Origin of the sequence: Streptomyces sp. AcH 505 (assembly GCF_000818175.1) — a bacterium.
Classification (GTDB): Bacteria; Actinomycetota; Actinomycetes; order Streptomycetales; family Streptomycetaceae; genus Streptomyces.
The window spans coordinates 1,218,731-1,236,031 of sequence record NZ_JTIY01000001.1 but is presented as its reverse complement, the minus strand read 5'-3'; the positions used below and the strand labels follow the sequence as shown (position 1 = coordinate 1,236,031).

General features: G+C 71.5%; 15 protein-coding genes. 3 read left to right on the top strand and 12 right to left on the bottom strand.

Going from position 1 to position 17,301, the window contains the following annotated elements; all coding sequences use genetic code 11:
* Both HY68_RS43505 and HY68_RS05605 read right to left on the bottom strand, forming a co-directional pair.
* Positions 1-1,145: MFS transporter (locus HY68_RS43505; protein ID WP_041995244.1), on the bottom strand; the 1,145-nt coding region annotated here is incomplete at its 3' end.
* Positions 1,146-1,273: 128 nt separating this feature from the next.
* On the bottom strand, positions 1,274-1,987 hold the full coding sequence (locus HY68_RS05605) for a hemolysin III family protein (RefSeq protein WP_041985126.1): 714 nt from the start codon (positions 1,985-1,987) through the stop codon (positions 1,274-1,276).
* A 250-nt stretch (positions 1,988-2,237) separates the two neighbouring features.
* Between HY68_RS05605 and HY68_RS05600 the strand changes: the two genes are divergently transcribed.
* A complete protein-coding gene (locus HY68_RS05600) occupies positions 2,238-4,058 on the top strand; it encodes a phosphoenolpyruvate carboxykinase (GTP) (RefSeq protein WP_041995243.1) in 1,821 nt (606 codons plus the stop codon).
* Positions 4,059-4,140: 82 nt separating this feature from the next.
* On the opposite strand, the gene HY68_RS05595 is transcribed toward HY68_RS05600, so the two are convergent.
* The 8 genes from HY68_RS05595 to HY68_RS05560 all read right to left on the bottom strand — a co-directional run bounded on the left by HY68_RS05595 (position 4,141) and on the right by HY68_RS05560 (position 12,683).
* Positions 4,141-4,749: a hypothetical protein gene (locus HY68_RS05595; protein WP_041985122.1), complete on the bottom strand. Its 609-nt coding sequence runs from the start codon at positions 4,747-4,749 to the stop codon at positions 4,141-4,143.
* A gap of 74 nt (positions 4,750-4,823) precedes the next feature.
* Entirely contained in the window at positions 4,824-6,458 is a 1,635-nt protein-coding gene (locus tag HY68_RS05590) for a substrate-binding and VWA domain-containing protein (RefSeq protein WP_041995241.1), read from the bottom strand.
* 17 nt (positions 6,459-6,475) lie between these two features.
* Positions 6,476-7,672, bottom strand: a complete 1,197-nt coding sequence (locus tag HY68_RS05585; RefSeq protein ID WP_041985119.1) for a toxic anion resistance protein — start codon at positions 7,670-7,672, stop codon at positions 6,476-6,478.
* Between the two features lie 40 nt (positions 7,673-7,712).
* On the bottom strand, positions 7,713-8,789 hold the full coding sequence (locus tag HY68_RS05580) for a hypothetical protein (RefSeq protein ID WP_041985117.1): 1,077 nt from the start codon (positions 8,787-8,789) through the stop codon (positions 7,713-7,715).
* 95 nt (positions 8,790-8,884) lie between these two features.
* A complete protein-coding gene (locus HY68_RS05575) occupies positions 8,885-9,283 on the bottom strand; it encodes a hypothetical protein (protein WP_041985115.1) in 399 nt (132 codons plus the stop codon).
* A gap of 120 nt (positions 9,284-9,403) precedes the next feature.
* The gene (locus HY68_RS05570) at positions 9,404-10,615 is read right to left on the bottom strand and encodes a pyridoxal phosphate-dependent aminotransferase (RefSeq protein WP_041995239.1); all 1,212 of its coding nucleotides are present in this window, start codon (positions 10,613-10,615) and stop codon (positions 9,404-9,406) included.
* Between the two features lie 86 nt (positions 10,616-10,701).
* The gene (locus tag HY68_RS05565) at positions 10,702-11,601 is read right to left on the bottom strand and encodes a polysaccharide deacetylase family protein (protein WP_241778479.1); all 900 of its coding nucleotides are present in this window, start codon (positions 11,599-11,601) and stop codon (positions 10,702-10,704) included.
* Between the two features lie 227 nt (positions 11,602-11,828).
* Positions 11,829-12,683 carry a helix-turn-helix transcriptional regulator gene (locus HY68_RS05560; protein ID WP_041985113.1) on the bottom strand — a complete coding sequence of 285 codons (855 nt, stop codon included), beginning with the start codon at positions 12,681-12,683 and terminating at the stop codon, positions 11,829-11,831.
* Between the two features lie 139 nt (positions 12,684-12,822).
* Here HY68_RS05560 and HY68_RS05555 point away from each other — a divergent pair, with 139 nt between their 5' ends.
* Positions 12,823-13,170: a DoxX family protein gene (locus HY68_RS05555; protein ID WP_041985109.1), complete on the top strand. Its 348-nt coding sequence runs from the start codon at positions 12,823-12,825 to the stop codon at positions 13,168-13,170.
* Between the two features lie 24 nt (positions 13,171-13,194).
* On the opposite strand, the gene HY68_RS05550 is transcribed toward HY68_RS05555, so the two are convergent.
* A complete protein-coding gene (locus HY68_RS05550; RefSeq protein ID WP_041985106.1) occupies positions 13,195-14,817 on the bottom strand; it encodes a D-aminoacylase in 1,623 nt (540 codons plus the stop codon).
* A gap of 18 nt (positions 14,818-14,835) precedes the next feature.
* Positions 14,836-16,134, bottom strand: a complete 1,299-nt coding sequence (locus tag HY68_RS05545) for an alanine racemase (RefSeq protein ID WP_041985104.1) — start codon at positions 16,132-16,134, stop codon at positions 14,836-14,838.
* A gap of 208 nt (positions 16,135-16,342) precedes the next feature.
* Here HY68_RS05545 and HY68_RS05540 point away from each other — a divergent pair.
* Positions 16,343-17,301 (top strand): sugar kinase (locus HY68_RS05540; protein ID WP_241778741.1); only part of this gene is annotated, 959 nt, incomplete at its 3' end.

Here is a 17,301-nt window from a genome sequence, read left to right as displayed (position 1 = left end):
GCGGGCAGCGCGCCGAGCGCGCCGTCCATGGCGGGGACGACCGCGAGTCCGAAGCCGGCGCCGGTGATCGTCAGCCACAGCGCGGTGAACCAGTATTCGCTGTCCACGGTGGTACGGCTGCCGAGCAGCGCGGCGAAGGCGAGCACGACCAGGCCGGCGCAGATCACCGCGCGGGGGCCGAACCGCCGGCCGAGCGGGCCGCTGAGCCGGGACGTCACCATCAGGCCGCCCATCATCGGCAGCATCCGCACCCCGGTGCCGAGCGCGTCGTTGCCGCGTACGGCCTGGAGATAGCCGGGCAGCAGGAACAGCAGCCCGGACAGGACGAACATCACCAGCGTCGCCGCCAGCGTGTTGAGCAGGAAGCCCCGGTGGCGCAGCAGCGTCAGATCGAGCATGGGGCGCGCCATGCGCCGCTCGCGCAATACGAGAGCGGCGAGCAGGACGGCCCCGCCCACCAGCATGCCGATGACCAGCGGACTGCCCCAGCCGCGCTCGGGCGCCTCGATGACGCCGTAGACGAGCGCGCCGAGCCCGAGCGCGGTGAGCGCCGTGGAGAGCGGGTCGACCCGGGGCGAGGAGGGGTCGGCCGTCTCCGGCAGCAGGAAGACACAGGCGGCTATCCCGATCGCGACCATCGGGATGTTGAGGACGAAGATCGAACCCCACCAGAAGTGTTCGAGCAGCCAGCCGCCGATGATCGGGCCGAGCGGCAGCCCGAGCGCCGACGCCGCCGAGATGATGCCGACGGCCTTCACCCGGTCCTCGGGCGCGCCGAAGAGGGACGGCAGTACGGACATGGCGAGCGGCATGATCAGCGCGGCGCCCACACCCATGATGGCGCGGGCCGTGATGACCAGGTCGACGCTGTGGACGAGCGAGCCGACGACCGAGCCCGCGAGAAAGATCCCGAGCCCGGCGACGAGCATCCGGCGCCGGCCGAACCGGTCACCGAGGAGTCCGGCGGGGAGCATCAGGGCGGCGAAGACGACGATGTAGATGTCCGCCATCCACTGCTGTTCGCCGGTGGTCGCACCGAGCTGCGCGGCCATGGACGGCAGTGCCACGTTCAGGATCGTCGTGTCGAAGCCCAGCACGAGCATGCTCGCGACCAGGGCGCCCAGCGCCCACCATCGACGGGTCATCACGATCTCCTTCGAGAGTTAATGTCAAATGACAGTAACTCTCAAAAGATTGGGGGCGTCAAGTTTTCAGTTGTGGCCCTACGGGTCGTGGGGGTGGTCGGTGGCGCTACGGGCAGCGGTCGGTACCGCTACGAGTACTGGTACGCCACCAGCGAGATGCCGACGAAGTGCGCGACGAAGGCGGCGAGCGTGAAGGAGTGGAACACCTCGTGGAAGCCGAACCAGCGCGGTGACGGGTTGGGGCGCTTGAGTCCGTAGATCACGCCGCCCGCGCTGTAGAGCAGGCCGCCGACCACGACGAGTACGAGCACGGCGATGCCGCCGGTGCGCATGAAGTCCGGCAGGTAGAAGACCGCGGCCCAGCCCATCGCGATGTAGCACGGCGTGTAGAGCCAGCGCGGCGCGCCGACCCAGAAGACCCGGAAGGCGATACCGGCTGCGGCCGCCGCCCACACGGCCCAGAGCAGGGTCTCGCTCGTCGAGTCGGGCAGCAGGAGCAGAGTCAGTGGGGTGTAGGTGCCGGCGATGATCAGGAAGATGTTGGCGTGATCGAGCCTGCGCAGGATCGCTTCGCCGCGCGGGCCCCAGGTGCCCCGGTGGTAAATGGCGCTGACCCCGAAGAGCAGGCAGGCCGTCACTACGTAGATCGAGCAGGCGACCCGGGCGCGGGTGGAGTCGGTGAGGGCGATGAGCGCCACTCCGGCGATCAGGACGGCGGGAAACATCCCCGCGTGCAGCCAGCCGCGCATCTTCGGCTTGACCGGACTCGGCAAGTCGATCTCGACCGGCCCCCCTTCGGGTGACGGGGAAATCTCGGTCGCTTCGGGCCCGGGGCGATTCATGCGTTCATGCTACCGACGCCGTGCCGCCCTCGGCTGAAACGCAGTGGCCATGCTCACGTGTGAGGCCCCCTGGACATATGGGCGCGAGCATCGGATCATCAAATGAGTGCGGGCGGCACCGGATGAGCGGGCTACGAAGCGTCCGGGTCGCAGCCCCCAAGGGGCACAACCCAACAAAACCCCTCATCAAGGAGCGATCGTGGCGCGCGACATCGCGGCTCCCACCACCGAAACCACCACCGAAACCACCATCGATACCCCTACCGAGCCCACCACCACCCCCACCCGGCACCGCCGGCTGGCCGCCTGGGTCGACGAGATCGCGGCCCTGACCCTGCCCGACCGGGTCGTCTGGTGCGACGGCTCGGAGAGCGAGTACGAGCGCCTGTGTGAGGAGCTCGTCGCCAAGGGCACGTTCAAGAAACTCGACCCGGTCACCCGGCCGAATTCGTACTACGCCGCCTCCGACCCGTCCGACGTGGCGCGCGTCGAGGACCGCACCTTCATCTGCTCCGAGCGGGAGGAGGACGCCGGCCCCACCAACCACTGGAAGGCGCCGGCGGAGATGCGTGACATCTTCACCGGCGACCAGGGCGTCTTCCGCGGTGCGATGCGCGGCAGGACCATGTACGTCGTCCCGTTCTGCATGGGCCCCCTCGGCTCACCGCTGTCCGCGATCGGCGTCGAGATCACCGACTCCGCGTACGTCGCGGCGTCGATGCGCACCATGACCCGGATGGGACAGCCCGTCCTGGACGAGCTGGGCGAGGACGGCTTCTTCGTCAAGGCCGTCCACACCCTCGGCGCGCCGCTCGCCGCCGGCCAGGCGGACGTGCCGTGGCCCTGCAACTCCACCAAGTACATCTCGCACTTCCCCGAGGACCGGGAGATCTGGTCGTACGGATCCGGGTACGGCGGCAACGCCCTGCTCGGCAAGAAGTGCTACGCGCTGCGCATCGCCTCGGTGATGGCGCGCGACGAGGGCTGGCTCGCCGAGCACATGCTGATCCTCAAACTCACCCCGCCGCGCGGCGAGTCGAAGTACGTCGCCGCCGCCTTCCCCTCGGCCTGCGGCAAGACCAACCTCGCCATGCTGGAGCCCACCGTCGCGGGATGGAGCGTCGAGACCATCGGCGACGACATCGCCTGGATGCGGTTCGGCGAGGACGGCCGGCTCTACGCGATCAACCCCGAGGCCGGTTTCTTCGGTGTCGCGCCCGGCACGGGCGAGCACACCAACGCCAACGCGATGAAGACCATGTGGGGCAACTCGGTCTTCACGAACGTCGCGCTCACCGACGACAACGACGTCTGGTGGGAGGGCATGACGGAGGAGCCGCCCGCGCACCTCACCGACTGGAAGGGCAACGACTGGACACCGGAGTCCGGTACGCCCGCCGCCCACCCCAACGCCCGCTTCACCGTGCCCGCCGGACAGTGCCCGATCATCGCCCCCGAGTGGGAGGACCCCAAGGGGGTGCCGATCTCGGCGATCCTCTTCGGCGGCCGGCGCGCCTCGGCTGTACCGCTGGTCACCGAGTCCTTCACCTGGCAGCACGGCGTCTTCCTCGGGGCCAACGTCGCCTCCGAGAAGACCGCGGCGGCCGAGGGCAAGGTCGGTGAGCTGCGCCGCGACCCGTTCGCCATGCTGCCGTTCTGCGGCTACAACATGGGTGACTACATGGGCCATTGGGTCGGTGTCGGCGCCGACAAGGACCAGAGCAAGCTGCCGAAGATCTACTACGTGAACTGGTTCCGCAAGGACGAGGCGGGCACGTTCGTGTGGCCGGGCTTCGGTGAGAACAGCCGCGTCCTGAAGTGGATCGTGGAACGGCTCGACGGCACGGCCGACGGCGTCGAGACGCCCATCGGAATCCTGCCGACCCGCGCGTCCCTCGACACCGAAGGGCTCGGACTCTCCGACGGCGAGCTGGACTTCCTGCTCTCCGTCGACAAGGAGGTCTGGCGCGAGGAGGCTTCACTGATCCCCGAGCACCTCAACACCTTCGGTGACCACACGCCGAAGGAACTGTGGAACGAATACCACGCGCTCGTCGAGCGCCTGGGCTGACGTCGGGAACCCCCGGAACCGCCTTATGGGCTCCGGGGGTTTGCTATGTCCGCCCGCTTCCGAAAGCTGGGCCCCTGCCGGCTCACTGCGCCCGGTTGCGGTCCTCCAGATAGCGGGTGTGCGACTCCTGGCGCCGCGCCTCCGCCTCCCGCAGCGCACCGGCCAGTGCGGACGCCTCCTCGTGCAGCGCCGTCAACTGCCGCTCCAGATGGCGCTCCGGGGGCTCGGTCCCCGGCTGGAGCCGGGTCCACCAGCGGGCCCGTGAGTACGTGTCCACCGACTCCGGTATGTCCTGGCGCACCGCACGCGACAGCGCGTGTACGGCCTCGGCGTCGCCCGCGAGCGCGTCGGCGACCCAGCCGGGTTCGAGCAGGGCCGCCAGCACACCGGTCAGCTCGGTCAGCCGCCCGGCGGCGGCCGGTGGCAGCTCCACCTCGGTCAGATAGTCCGTGAGTTTGCCGAAGTCGACGCGCAGCGCGTCCAGTTGCTGCGCCGGGTCGGGGAAGTGCGGGGCGGCGGGCCGCTCGGGCGGCGCGATCAGCGCGCCCGCGCCGTACAGCCCGGCGACCACCACCGGCCAGTAGGCGCCGGCCAGCCCGGTGAAGGTCAGGGCGAGACCGGCCACACCGCAGACACCGCCGGTGAGGTTCGTGCGTGATTCCAGATAGGCGAGCGCTCTCCTGCCGGCCACTGATCCCCCTGTAGGTAGCCATGGAACGGACAGCCACGGATTGTTGACAGCCACGGACTGTCGGCAGCCACGGACTATTGGTAGCCGCGGATCTCCTCGAAGGCGCCGTCGAGCGCGCCCTCGCCGGTCGTCGCGTCGAACAGCCGGCCGCCGGTGAGTTCGGCGATGTGCGCCAGCTCCCTCCGGTCCGAGTCGCCGAACACGATCGGGAAGACGGGGGTGGTGCGCAGCGCGGCGGGCAGCCCCGCGTAGAAGGAGTCGAAGGCGCCGGCTCCCGGGCCGGTGGTGTTCTCGCCGTCCGTCATCAGCACGATCGAGGTGAACGTGTCGCCGCCGCCGCGCAGCCGGGAGTAGGCCTGCTCAAGGCTGCCGTAGATCGCCGTGTCACCCGACGAGGTGAGCGCCTTCACGTCGGAGCGGACGGCGTCCAGCGAGCCGCCGGGGTCGCCCGGGTCCACCGTGTGCGTGGTGATCCGCTTCACCACGGAGCCGAACGGCATCAGGGTCACCTCCTCGCGGTCCCGGAAGCGGTCGCCGGTCGGCGAGTTGTCCGTACCGGTCAGCCCGGCGAGCGCCGTCTTCAGCGCGTCGAGGCGGTCGCCCGCCATGGAGCCCGAGGTGTCCAGCACGTACACGGTCCGCGACGGGCGGCGCAGGGTGTTCTCGTAGCTGTCCAGCAGCCCGTCGGCGACCGACTGCGTCCCCGGGAAGGGGAGTTCACGGCGCTTGTCGGCGCCGAGTCCGGCGGCGGGCCGCACCGACGGCACCACCGGGCGGCGGAACGTCTGCTCGGTCAGCGCCCGCTGCGCCTCGGGGCTGCGCAGATACGCGGTGAGCCGCTGCCCCGCCTCGCGTGCCTCCCGGGGCGCCGAAGTCAGCAGCGTGAAGGGGTAGTCGGCGGTGACGACGCCGTCCTTCGGGCGGATCACGGTCAGCCCCGCGTGGCTGTCGCGGTTCATCGACAGCAGCACCGACTCGTAGTTGACGAGCGCGTTGACACCGCCGCCCGCGACCGTGCTGCCCCGGGTGTACGCCGAGGCCAGCCACCCCGAGGATCCCGACGTCAGCTTCTGTCCGGCGAAGAACTGCTTGAGCCGGCGCGTCGCCTTGGCCACGTCCGCGTCGGTGAGCGCCGACTGGGCGCCCGACAGGGCGGAGGCCACCGAGATCAGCGCGGAGAAACCGGAGTTGGAGCGCACCGGGTCGGTCATCCCGTAGGTCAGCTTCCCCGCTGCGACGGCCTGTTCGACCTGTGCCCAGGTGACCTGGTCCGGCTGCCAGCCGAGCTGGGTGACGGTCTCCTGCCGCACGCCGAGCGCCACGGGGGACGACATGATCGGGGTCTCGTTGGTCAGCCGCGCACCGGTTTCCGGGTGCAGCCGCAGATAGTCGTCGGACGAGAGCCACAGCGCGTCGTACGTGCCGTCCGCCTTGCCCGAGGTGACGAGTTCGGCGGCGTCCAGGGTGCCGATGTACGTCGGCCGCACCGTCACGCCGGTCTTCTTCTCGGCCTGGGCGAGCACCCCCGTCATGTCGGACAGTTCGCTCGACGCCAGCACCCGCAGGGTCCCCGGGTGATAGCCGGTGTCGCCGCTCCGCCGGTCGTCCGGTGTGCCGGAGCCGCCGGACGAGCAAGAGGTGGCCGCGCACAGCGCGGCGACGACCAGCGCGAGCAGCGCGCGCTGCCGGGTTCTTCGCCGTCCCGACATCAGCGGGCGCCGCCGTATCACTGGGAACCGCCTTCGAGCGCGCCGGCCGAGCGGGTCCGCTCCAGATACGAACTCGCCGTCCTCAGCTCGGTGGAGAGCGATTCGACGGTCGCCGCCATGGATTCCGTCGCCTGGATCTTGTACGTGTCGATCGCGTCCAGGGTCCGGTAGATCTGCTGGAAGGCGGCCCGCAGCGTCTCCACCCCGACCGCCGGGTCGGCCGCGATCCGCTGGATCTCGCCGCTCTGGGTGGCGAGCATCTCCGCGTTGCCGCGGATCAGGTCCTCCGTCGTCGAACGGAGCACGTTCACCTGCTCGGTGACCTTGCGCTGGTTCTCCAGCGCCGAGGCCAGCATCACCGCGATCCGCAGGGCGGAGACCGTCGTGGTCGCCGCCCGGTCGACGCCCTTGATCAGCTCTTCGTTGTTGCGGCGCACGACGTCCATCGCGAGATACCCCTGGGCGCACACCGCCATCTGCGTGAGCAGGTCCTGGTGCTTCTGCCGGACGGGGAAGAGCACGTCGGCCCGCAGCGCGTCGGCCTGCGCGGGGTCCGCCGGCTTCACCCGGCTGATCCGCAGCTCGATCGCCGCGTCCAGTGCCTCGGTGAGCACCGCGTACTCCTGCAGCTTGCCCATGGTCTCCCAGAGCCGGCTGCGCTCGGTGTGCAACGCCGCGTTGTCCCGGCGCAGTTCGTCCTGGCCGCCGCGCAGCGAGCCGACGATCCGGTTCAGCGTGCCCTGCGAGGAGACGTACTTGGCGGCGTGGTCGCGGAGCTTGTTGCCACCGGGCAGTTTGCCGAGCAGCCGCCGCGCGCCCTTGCCCGGGGTGTCGCGCGGGTCCAGGTCCTCGACGGTGCGGCGCAGTTCGACGAGCGAGGTCCCGACCCGGGACTGGGCGTCCTCGCCGCCGGAGGTGAGCGAGCGGACCGTACGGTCGAGCATCCGGTTGGACTGCTGGGCCGCGCTGCGGATCTCTCCCGAGCCGAGACCGGCGATCTCCCCGACGCGGGCGGTGAATTCGGGCGAGCGGGCGTCGAGCGCCGCCAGCGAGCCGACGTAGTCGGCGGCGCGGCGGGTCATCTCGTCGCGTACGGAGTCGGCGAGCGGCACCAGACCCGCGGCCTGCTCGCCGCGCACCGGCGGTACCGGCTCGGGCGGGGTGAGCGTCAGTTCGCTCTGCCCGCTCGACTCCGTGCTGTTCTCTGTGGACATGCGGTCCCCCCTGGGACGGAAGCGGTGGCGCGCGAGCCGGTCAGGAGCCGGCCCGCACCGCCATCGCGTGCAGGATGCTGTTGGTGGGTACGGGCGCCTGCCGGACCCCGGCGAGCGTGCGGTTGATGAACGCGGCGTCGGGCGTGGTCGCCGCGTCGAACTCGGCTGCCGCGCCCTGCGGCCGGAAGCCGTGGCGTACGGCCAGCTCGCGCAACGTCTTGTCGGTGGAGAGCAGTTCGCCCAGGGCCCGGCCGTTGTCGGTGAGCGGGACCAGCGTGTGGTCGCTGTTGACCGTGGTGTCCGGGTAGAGCACCACCAGGTCACCGGTGTCCTGGTGCTGGAGCAGCAGCGAGGCGACCTGGGACTCGTACACCAGCACCAGCGGATTGCCGACGCCGCTGACGAAGTCGCGGAAGGGCGCGTCCGAGCTGGTCTGCTGGGCGCCCTGCACCGAGATCAGCTTCTTGAGCAGCGGCGCTGTCCGGCCGACGGCTGCCTCGTCGGTGGCGACCTTCCCGCCGTCGGCGACGTACGAGGCGGCGGCGAGGTAGAGCGCGCCCGAGTTGGAGGTCTGCGGATCGGTGCTCGTGATGAACAGCGTCCCGGTCAACTCGGTATGCGCGGACGCGCCCTTGAGCTGCTGCCAGGTGCGGTTGCGGCCCGCGGCTTCGAGATACGGGCCCATCCGCAGCGTGCCGCGGGACGGGCCGTCCAGCGTCACCAGCCCGTTCGCCGCCAGCACCTGGGCCGCGGCGCGGTGCGCCACGACGACGAGGGGCGAGTAGAACGGGCGGATCGGGCCGCCCTGGACGCCGTACTTCTTGTCCAGTGCGTCGGCCGGGGCCTTGGACGAAGGGAAGGCGAAGTCATCGTCCTGGAGCGTCAGTTGGTCCATCGCCCAGGAGCCCGACGTCTCCGTCTTCACGGTGAAGCCCTTGGCAGCCAGCGCTTTCACCACACCGGGATCGGCGAAGAACTCGGCCTTCTCCGATCCGATCACGCCACGCACGGTCTTCGTTGCCGTGCTCGTGCCCTGACTCTCCCGGCCTGCCACGACGGCCGCTGCCACGCCGCCGATCAGCAGCACCGCCAGGACGATTCCTACGATGCGTCTCACACGTCAGAGCGTGCTCGCGCAATCCGACACTCCGGGCGCCGCAGGGTGTACGGAAGGTGAAGGAGCCATCCCGGTCCGGAACCGGAACGGGACGTTCAGTGAGCGCCGACGAGCGGCTGCGCGCCGCTGTGCAGCGCCGCCGTGTGCGCGTCCATCCGCTCGGCGGCCAGTATCGCCGCCGCTGTGTCGGCGCGTGAGGCGGCGACCACGAGCGCCCGTCCCGCCACGGCGAGCGCGCGCCGGTGCAGCGCCTCCGGGTCGACCGGGTCGTTGTCGGATCCCGGCTGCCGCAGCGGGGCTGCTCCGCGCAGCCGGGTGAGCTGCCGGGCCAGGGCTTCGGCGGCCTCGCCGTCGCCCAGCTCGTCGGTGAGCGCGAGCAGGGCGGACAGATGGCCGGCGAGCTGGATGTCCAGCTCCTCCTCGCGGCTGCGGTGGGGGAAGTCGGCGTCGTCGGCAGGCGAGTGGACCGACTTGGTACGGATGGGCTCGTACATGGGATGGCCTCCTGGCAGGGTCAGGAGACCATCCTACATTGGAATCAGTCTAAAGTTAGTGGGAACTCAAGACTGCCCGCAGACCGCTTGCAGACCGCTCGAAACCCGCTCGGAGACCGCTCAGGGCTGGGAGTATCCGTCCAGGAATGTGCCGATCCGGGTCACCGCGTCGGCCAGCTCGGAGGCGGCCGGCAGCGTCACGATCCGGAAGTGGTCCGGCTCCGGCCAGTTGAACCCCGTGCCGTGCACGACCATGATCTTCTCCCGCCGCAGCAGGTCGAGGACCATCTCCCGGTCGTCCTTGATCTTGTAGACGCTCGGGTCGAGCCGGGGGAAGAGATACAGCGCGCCCTTGGGCTTCACGCACGTCACCCCCGGGATCTGGGTGAGCAGGTCGTACGCGGTGTCCCGCTGCTCCAGGATCCGGCCGCCCGGCCGCACCATGTCGTCGATCGTCTGCCGGCCGCCCAGCGCCGCCGCCACCGCGTGCTGCGAGGGCATGTTGGCGCACAGCCGCATGTTGGCCAGGATCGTCAGCCCCTCGATGTACGACCCGGCGTGCGCCTTCGGGCCGCAGACCGCCATCCAGCCGGAGCGGAAGCCCGCCACCCGGTAGTTCTTGGACAGCCCGTTGAAGGTGAGGGTCAGCAGGTCGGGCGCGAGCGCCGCCGTCGGGGTGTGGGTGGCGCCGTCGTACAGGATCCGGTCGTAGATCTCGTCCGAGCAGACGACCAGATTGTGCCGCCTGGCCACCTCGGTCAGCGCCAGCAGCATGGACTCGTCGTACACGGCGCCGGTCGGGTTGTTCGGGTTGATGATCACGATCGCCTTGGTGCGGTCGGTGATCTTGCGCTCGATGTCGGCGAGGTCCGGCTGCCAGTCCGCCTGCTCGTCACAGCGGTAGTGCACCGCCGTACCGCCGGCCAGCGAGACCGACGCCGTCCACAGCGGGTAGTCGGGGGCGGGGACGAGCACCTCGTCGCCGTCGTCCAGCAGCGCCTGCATGGACATCTGGATCAGCTCGGAGACACCGTTGCCGAGATAGATGTCCTCGACGTCCAGCTCTATGCCCTTGGTCTGGTAGTGCTGCATCACGGCGCGGCGCGCCGACAGCAGCCCCTTCGCGTCCCCGTAGCCGTGCGCGGCGCCGAGGTTGCGGAGCATGTCCTCAAGGATCTCGGGCGGGCACTCGAAGCCGAAGGCCGCGGGGTTGCCGGTGTTGAGCTTGAGGATGCGGTGGCCTGCTGCCTCCAGCCGCATCGCCTCGTCGAGGACCGGGCCCCGGATTTCGTAACAGACGTTGGCGAGCTTCGTCGACTGGATCACCTGCATGCCCGCCACCATACGACCTGGTGGCGCGGGAAACGCTCAGCGTGACAGGACTAACGGGGCCGGCGGTCGCGGTAACGGGTCAGGCCCTAGCGGACCGGGAAGCTGAATCCGTAGCCGTGGTGGCGCAGCCAGGGCAGCAGCCGGCCCAGCGCAGCCACCGTCTGGGACCTGTCCCCGCCGCCGTCGTGGAACAGCAGCGTAGGGCCGTTGTCCAGCTCCTCCTTGACGGTGTGCTGGATGGCCTCGACGCCGGGCCGCTCGAAGTCCTGCGAGTCCACGTTCCAGCCGAGCGGCCGCATGCCGGCCGCCGCGGCGATCTGCCTGCTGTACGGGGTGAAGGCGCCGCCCGGGGCCCGGTAGTACTGCGGCGCCACGCCGCCCGACGCCCGCTCGATCTGGCGCTCGGCGGTCAGGATCTGTCCGCTCTGGTAGGCGCGCGAGCGGTGGTCCATCGCCGTGTTGTGCGACACGGTGTGGTCGCACAGCCGGTGTCCTTCGGCCACCACCCGGCGGACCAGATCGGGATGCGCCTCGGCCGCGGGGCCGATCATGCAGAACGTCGCCCTGACCCCGTTCCGCCGCAGGATCTTCAGGATCTGCGGCGTCCAGACCGGGTCGGGGCCGTCGTCGATCGTGACATTGACCGCCTGGCCGCCGCGCTGCGCCGCGTGCGCGATGTCCATGGACACCACGGGACGGGACAGCGCCGGGTCGGGGGACGAGGTCTCGGCGGGCAGCGGCGGCGGCGTCGTACGGTCGGGGCCGGGGAGCGGGGTGCGCTGCGGCCGGACGGTGGTCGCGGGCGAGCCGCCGCCCTTCCCGTCGCTCGTACTGCTGCCGTCGCTGCCGCCGGTCGCGCTGCTCCTGGCCGCCTGTTCGGCGCCGCAGCCCGCCAGCAGTACGGCGGTGGCGAGCGCGAGGACCGCCGCCCGTGCCCGCCCGCCCGACGACCGATTGACCGACGTCCGAATGTCCCTGCGTGCCATGGTCCGCGCTCCCGCCTACGCTCCGTTGCGTCCGAGGAGGGAGACGAGCAAGTGGGCGCCGAGGATCCGGTCCACACAGGATGCTCATAAGTTCGTGTGACACCCCGGTCAGGTGTTCCCATGCGAGCGTGTGCGTTTTCTGTTGAGGCAGAGTTCACCTGGGCGGCCGGGCCGGTTCACCCGGCGAGCGGCCTGGGCCCGGAGGGCGTGGAGCACGTACCGCGCGGTCAGCCGGCCACGGCGCGCAGCGCGCCCGGCCGGCGGCCCGTCAGCTCGTCGAGCGCCGCGCCCGTGGCGTCGTCGGCCGGCAGCTGGACCACCAGCCGCTGGAAGTCGGCGAGTTCCAGCGTCTCCTGGACGAGGCGCAGTTCACCGGCGCCGGGGTGCACCAGCCGCCGTACTCCGGCGCGTTCCGGTGTCCGCTGCGGGCTGTTCCACCGGTCGGTGAACGCGGCGCCCGCGAGCAGGGTCAACTCGTCCACCAGATCGAGCAGATGAGGATCGTCCGGCACGGAGTCGTTCTTCAGCCGGACGATCACGTCGTCGCAGACCCGGCCCCACTCCGGGTGGGCGGCGCGCGCCCGGGGATCGGTGAGCAGGAAGCGCGGCAGGCACGGGGCCGGCGGGTCCAGCAGCCCCAGCGGCCCGTACAGGTGCGCGTAGCCCTCGGTGAAGCCGATGACCTCGCTCAGCCGGTTGAGCAGCACGGCGGGCGTCGGCTCAAGCCGGTCGAGCAGGGCGCGCAGTGTGGGCCGTACGGTGCGCTCCGGCGGCTGGTAGGCGCCGGGGCAGAGCTTGAGCGTGCCGTTGGTCGCCTTCAGGACGTGCAGCAGCTCGACACGCGCCTCCGCGTCGAGCCGCAGGGCCTCGGCGAGCGCGGACAGCACCTGGGGCGAGGGGTTGTTGTCCCTGCCCTGTTCCAGCCGGGCCAGATACTCGACGCTGATGCCGGCGAGCATGGCCAGCTCCGAACGGCGCAGCCCCGGCGTGCGGCGCCTGCTGCCGGGCGGGAGGCCCACCTCGGCGGGCGTCACGGCCTCGCGGTGCGCGCGCAGGAAGTGCCCCAGTTCGGTTTCGCTCACCCGCCCACGGTACCGGCGTGGCGCCGCGCGTGGCCGGCTCAGCATCGCCCTGTCAGTACCCGTCTCGGCGCGGTGTTCCTCCCGCCCGAGGTCAGGCACATGCTGAGCCGGTTCTCGTCCGTCCCCCGAGAGGTCTGCCGTGTTCATCGCCTACGCCGTCGTCGGTCTGCTGCTCGCCGTCGCGCTCGCCGGGTCCGCCTTCGCGACGTTCACCCGCCAGGAGACCGTCGTCACCTCGATGAAGTCCGTGGGTGTGCCCGACAGCTGGCTGCCCCGGCTCGCCACGCTGAAGGCGGCGGGCGCCGTCGGGCTCGTCGCCGGGCTGTGGGTGCCGTACCTCGGCGTCGCCGCGGCGGTCGGCGTCGCCCTGTACTTCATCGGCGCGCTGATCTTCCACGTACGGGCCAAGGCGTACGCGATGGCTCCCGCCGCCGTCTTTGTCGTCCTCGCCGTGGTGGCGCTCGTCCTGCGGCTCGCCTCCCGCTGAGCCGGGGATCTGCTGAGCCGGACCCTAGATCCGTGTCCGGCGTACCGACCTGCCCGCCAGGACATCCGTCCGGCGGGCGCCGTCGATCACGAAGCGGCCGTCGATCAGTACGTACGGGATCCCGGTCGGCAGGGTGCGCGGCGCGGCGAAGGTGGCACCGGCGGCGACCGTCTCCGGGTCGAAGAGGACCAGATCGGCGCGGTACCCCTCGCGTACGAGACCGCGGTCCGGCAGCCGCAGCCGGGCCGCGGGACGGCCGGTCAGCCGGGCCACGCACTCCTCCAGCGTCAGCACGCCCAACTCGCGTACGTAGTGGCCCAGATAGCGGGGGAACGTGCCGTACGCGCGCGGGTGCGGCTTGGCGCCCTGGAGGATGCCGTCGCTGCCGCCGGTGTGGACGCGGTGGCGCATGATCCGCCGGACGTTCTCCTCGTGGCCGACGTGCTGGAGGATCGTCGAGCCGAGCCCGTCCTCGACCAGCAGCCTGCGGGCCGTGGTCCACGGCTCCTCGCCCGCGCGCGCCGCCGACTCCGCGACCGTCCGGCCCACCAGCGCGCCGAGCCCCGGCGCCGATACGCCCGAGATCTCGATGGTGTCCCACTCGATCGGCACGCCGTGGCAGCCGTCCGAACCCGTCACCTCAAGGGCGTACCGGATGCGCTCGGCCTCGGCCCGGTCCTGGAGGCGGGCGAGCGTCGCGTCGGGGCCGCCCTCGCTCGCCCAGCTCGGCAGCATCGCGACGAGCGTGGTGGCGCCCGGCGTGTACGGATAGGTGTCGAGGGAGATGTCGGCGCCCGCTTCGAGCGCGCGGTCCAGCAGGGCCAGCAGCTCGGGTGCCCGGCCCTCGTTCTCCGCGAAGTTCATGGTGGCGTGCGCGAGATGGAGCGCGCAGCCCGCCGTGCGGCTGAGCGTCACCATCTCCTCGTACGCCTGGAGGGCGCCCGCGCCGTACGAGCGGTGGTGCGGGCAGTAGTAGCCGCCGTAGCGCGCCACCACCCGGCACAGCTCGGTGAGTTCGGCGTCGTCCGCGTACATGCCGGGGGTGTAGGTCAGCCCGGACGACATGCCGACGGCGCCCTGTTCCAGCCCCTCGGCGACGAGTTGGCGCATCCGGTCCAGCTCGGCGCCGCTCGCCGGGCGGTCGTCCCAGCCGACGGCGAGCATCCGCACCGTGCCCTGCGGGACGAGATACGCGGCGTTGACGGCGATGCCCTGCCCGTCGAAGCCGTGGTCGAGCCGGTCCAGGTACTCACCGACCGTGCGCCAGTCGAAGTCGACGGACGTGTCGCCGGGGCCGCCGCCGTTCCACCCGGCGATGGCCCTGCGCACCTCGGCCAGGGCGGGGTCGTCCACGGGCGCGTACGACAGTCCGTCCTGGCCGATGACCTCAAGCGTCACCCCCTGCGCCGCCTTCGCCGAGTGGTCGGGGTCGCGGAGCAGCGCCAGGTCGCTGTGCGCGTGCATGTCGACGAAGCCGGGCGCCAGGACCAGACCCGCGGCCTCCACCACCCGGGCGCCGGACAGCCGCGGGCCCTCGCCCTCCCGCAGGATGCGGCTGATCCGTCCTTCCGTGACGCCGACGTCGGCGCGGTACGACGCGCCGCCGGTGCCGTCGGCGACGCGGGCGTCACGCAGGACGAGATCCATGGTGCGGGGCCTCTCGGGTCAGAAATACGTACGGACGAGGTCGGTGACCGTGCCGTCCGCCTCGACCAGCGGGATCAGCTGCCACTTGTCGAACGACGTGCACGGGTGGGAGAGCCCCATCCCCACCCAGTCGCCGACCTCCAGGACGGCGTCGGGCGAGGTGGTCAGCCAGCCGTGCTGGTCCGACAGCTTCTCGACGGCGATACCGGCCGCCGGGCGGACGGCGCCGGTGCGGGCGTCCCGTACGACCTGCGCCTCCGGCAGGTCGAGGTCGTACGCCGCGTCCCGCTTGCCCGCGTTGACGAACGCCTGCCCCGCCGACGGGCGGGAGACGACCTGGGCCCACAGCCGGAACGCCGGCTGGAGTGCGCCCTCCTCGGGCACCCGGTTGAACGGGGTGATCTCGCGGTAGTGGCCGTCGTCGTGCGAGATGTACGCGCCCGAGCGCAGCAGTTTCAGGACCGGCAGCGTCAGATCCGGGATGCCGGCGAAGACGTCGGCCACCGCGTCGAACCAGGCGCTGCCGCCCGCGCTGATCACGATCTCCTCGGCGCCGTCGAAGCGGCCCGCCCGGTCGAAGTCGGCGGCGAGCGCGGTCAGCCGGCGCAGCCAGTCGCGTACGGCCTCGTCGTCCGCGTCCGGCACCTCGCCCTCGTACCCGGCGACGCCGGTCAGCCGCAGGGTGCGGGCGGCGGCCACGGCGTCGGCGACCGCGGCGCAGTCGGCCTCGGTGCGCGCACCCGTGCGCGCGCCCTCGCCGGCCGCCAGCTCGACCACGACCTCGACGGGGCGGGTCGCGCCCGCCGCGCTCAGGGCCTCGTCCATCAGCTCGACACCGCGTACGGAATCGACGTAACACAGGAACCGGAAGCCCGGGTCGCGGTCCAGCTCGGCGGCGATCCAGCGCAGGGCAGCCGCGTCGACCACCTCGTTGGCGAGGAAGATACGGGCGACGCCGAAGGCGCGGTAGACGCGCACCTGGTGGGGGACGGCCGCCGTGATGCCCCAGGCGCCGTGCGCGAGCTGCCGCTCGAAGAGCTGGGGCGACATGGACGTCTTGCCGTGCGGGGCGAAGGCCAGGCCGTGCCGCTCGGCGTACGTCTCCAGCAGCACCAGATTGTGCTCGACCGACTCGGCCGACAGGGCCAGTACGGGGGTGGTGAAGCCGCCGGTGAACAGCGAGCGACGCTCGGCCGCCAGCTCGCCCACGGTCAGTCCTTCGGCGTCCGGCGGGAGGCCCTTGAAGCGGTGGTCGACGGGCTCGTCACGCAACTGCGCCAGTCCTGAAAGCGGTTGTGCCGGCCGCTCGGCGGTCATGAAGCCTCCCGATCCCCGGCGTTGCAACGTGTGCAACGCCCATTGCGTATGACGCTCATGATTGTCTAACATCCGAGCCGACGCCGGGTCAATGCCGGCGGACCGACACGGACCGACATGGGCCGACACGGACCGACATGGATCGCAGCGGAGGAGCACCAGGGTGACCGGAACCGCAGGAGCCGAGGTCGTCTGCCTCGGTGAGTCCATGGTCACCTTCGTGCCCTCGCGCCCCGGCCGGCTGGCCGACGTCCCGTCCTTCGCCCGGACCATAGGCGGCGCGGAGTCCAATGTCGCCTGTGCCCTGGCCGCCGCCGGGCACCGTGTGAGCTGGGTCAGCCGGGTCGGCGCCGACGGGTTCGGTGACCATCTCGTCGACGCCGTCGCCGCGTACGGCGTCGACACCACCGGGGTCCACCGCGACCCGGACCGGCCCACCGGCATCTACTTCCGCACGGCGGGCGACCGCGCCACCGACACCCATGAGGTCCTCTACTACCGGGCCGGCTCGGCCGCCTCGGCGATGTCCCCGGCCAACACGCCGGTCGAAGGGCTGTGGTCGGGGACTGTGCTGCACGTCTCCGGGATCACGGCGGCCCTGTCCGCCGACTGTCTCGCCCTGATGCGCGAGATCACCACCAGGCGGCCGGGGCGCCCGCTGGTCTCCTTCGACGTCAACTACCGCCCGGGGCTGTGGCGCGACGCGTCCGGTGCCCGCGACGCCACCGGCGCGCGCGTCCTGCTGGAGCTGGCGCGCGGCGCCGACCTGGTCTTCGTCGGCGAGGACGAGGCGGCCGACGCGTGGGACCTGCACGGCGGGGACGCGATCCGCGCGGCGCTGCCGGAACCGGCCACCGTCGTCGTCAAGCGCGGCAGCGCGGGGGCCACGGTCTACCACGCGACCCCGGGGCAGACCGGCGCCGGCGACACCGCCCTGTCCGACACCGCCCTGTCCGACACCGTCACGTCCGTGCCCGCGCTGCGGGTCGACGTCGTCGCGCCGGTCGGCGCCGGTGACGCGTTCGCCGCCGGATTCCTCTCGGCGACTCTGCGCGGCCTCCCGATGGCCGCACGGCTGCGGCACGGCCATCTCACCGCCGCCGCCACCCTCACCGTCGCCGCCGACCTGGCCGCCCCGCCGGGCCGCGCGCACGCCGACCGGCTCCC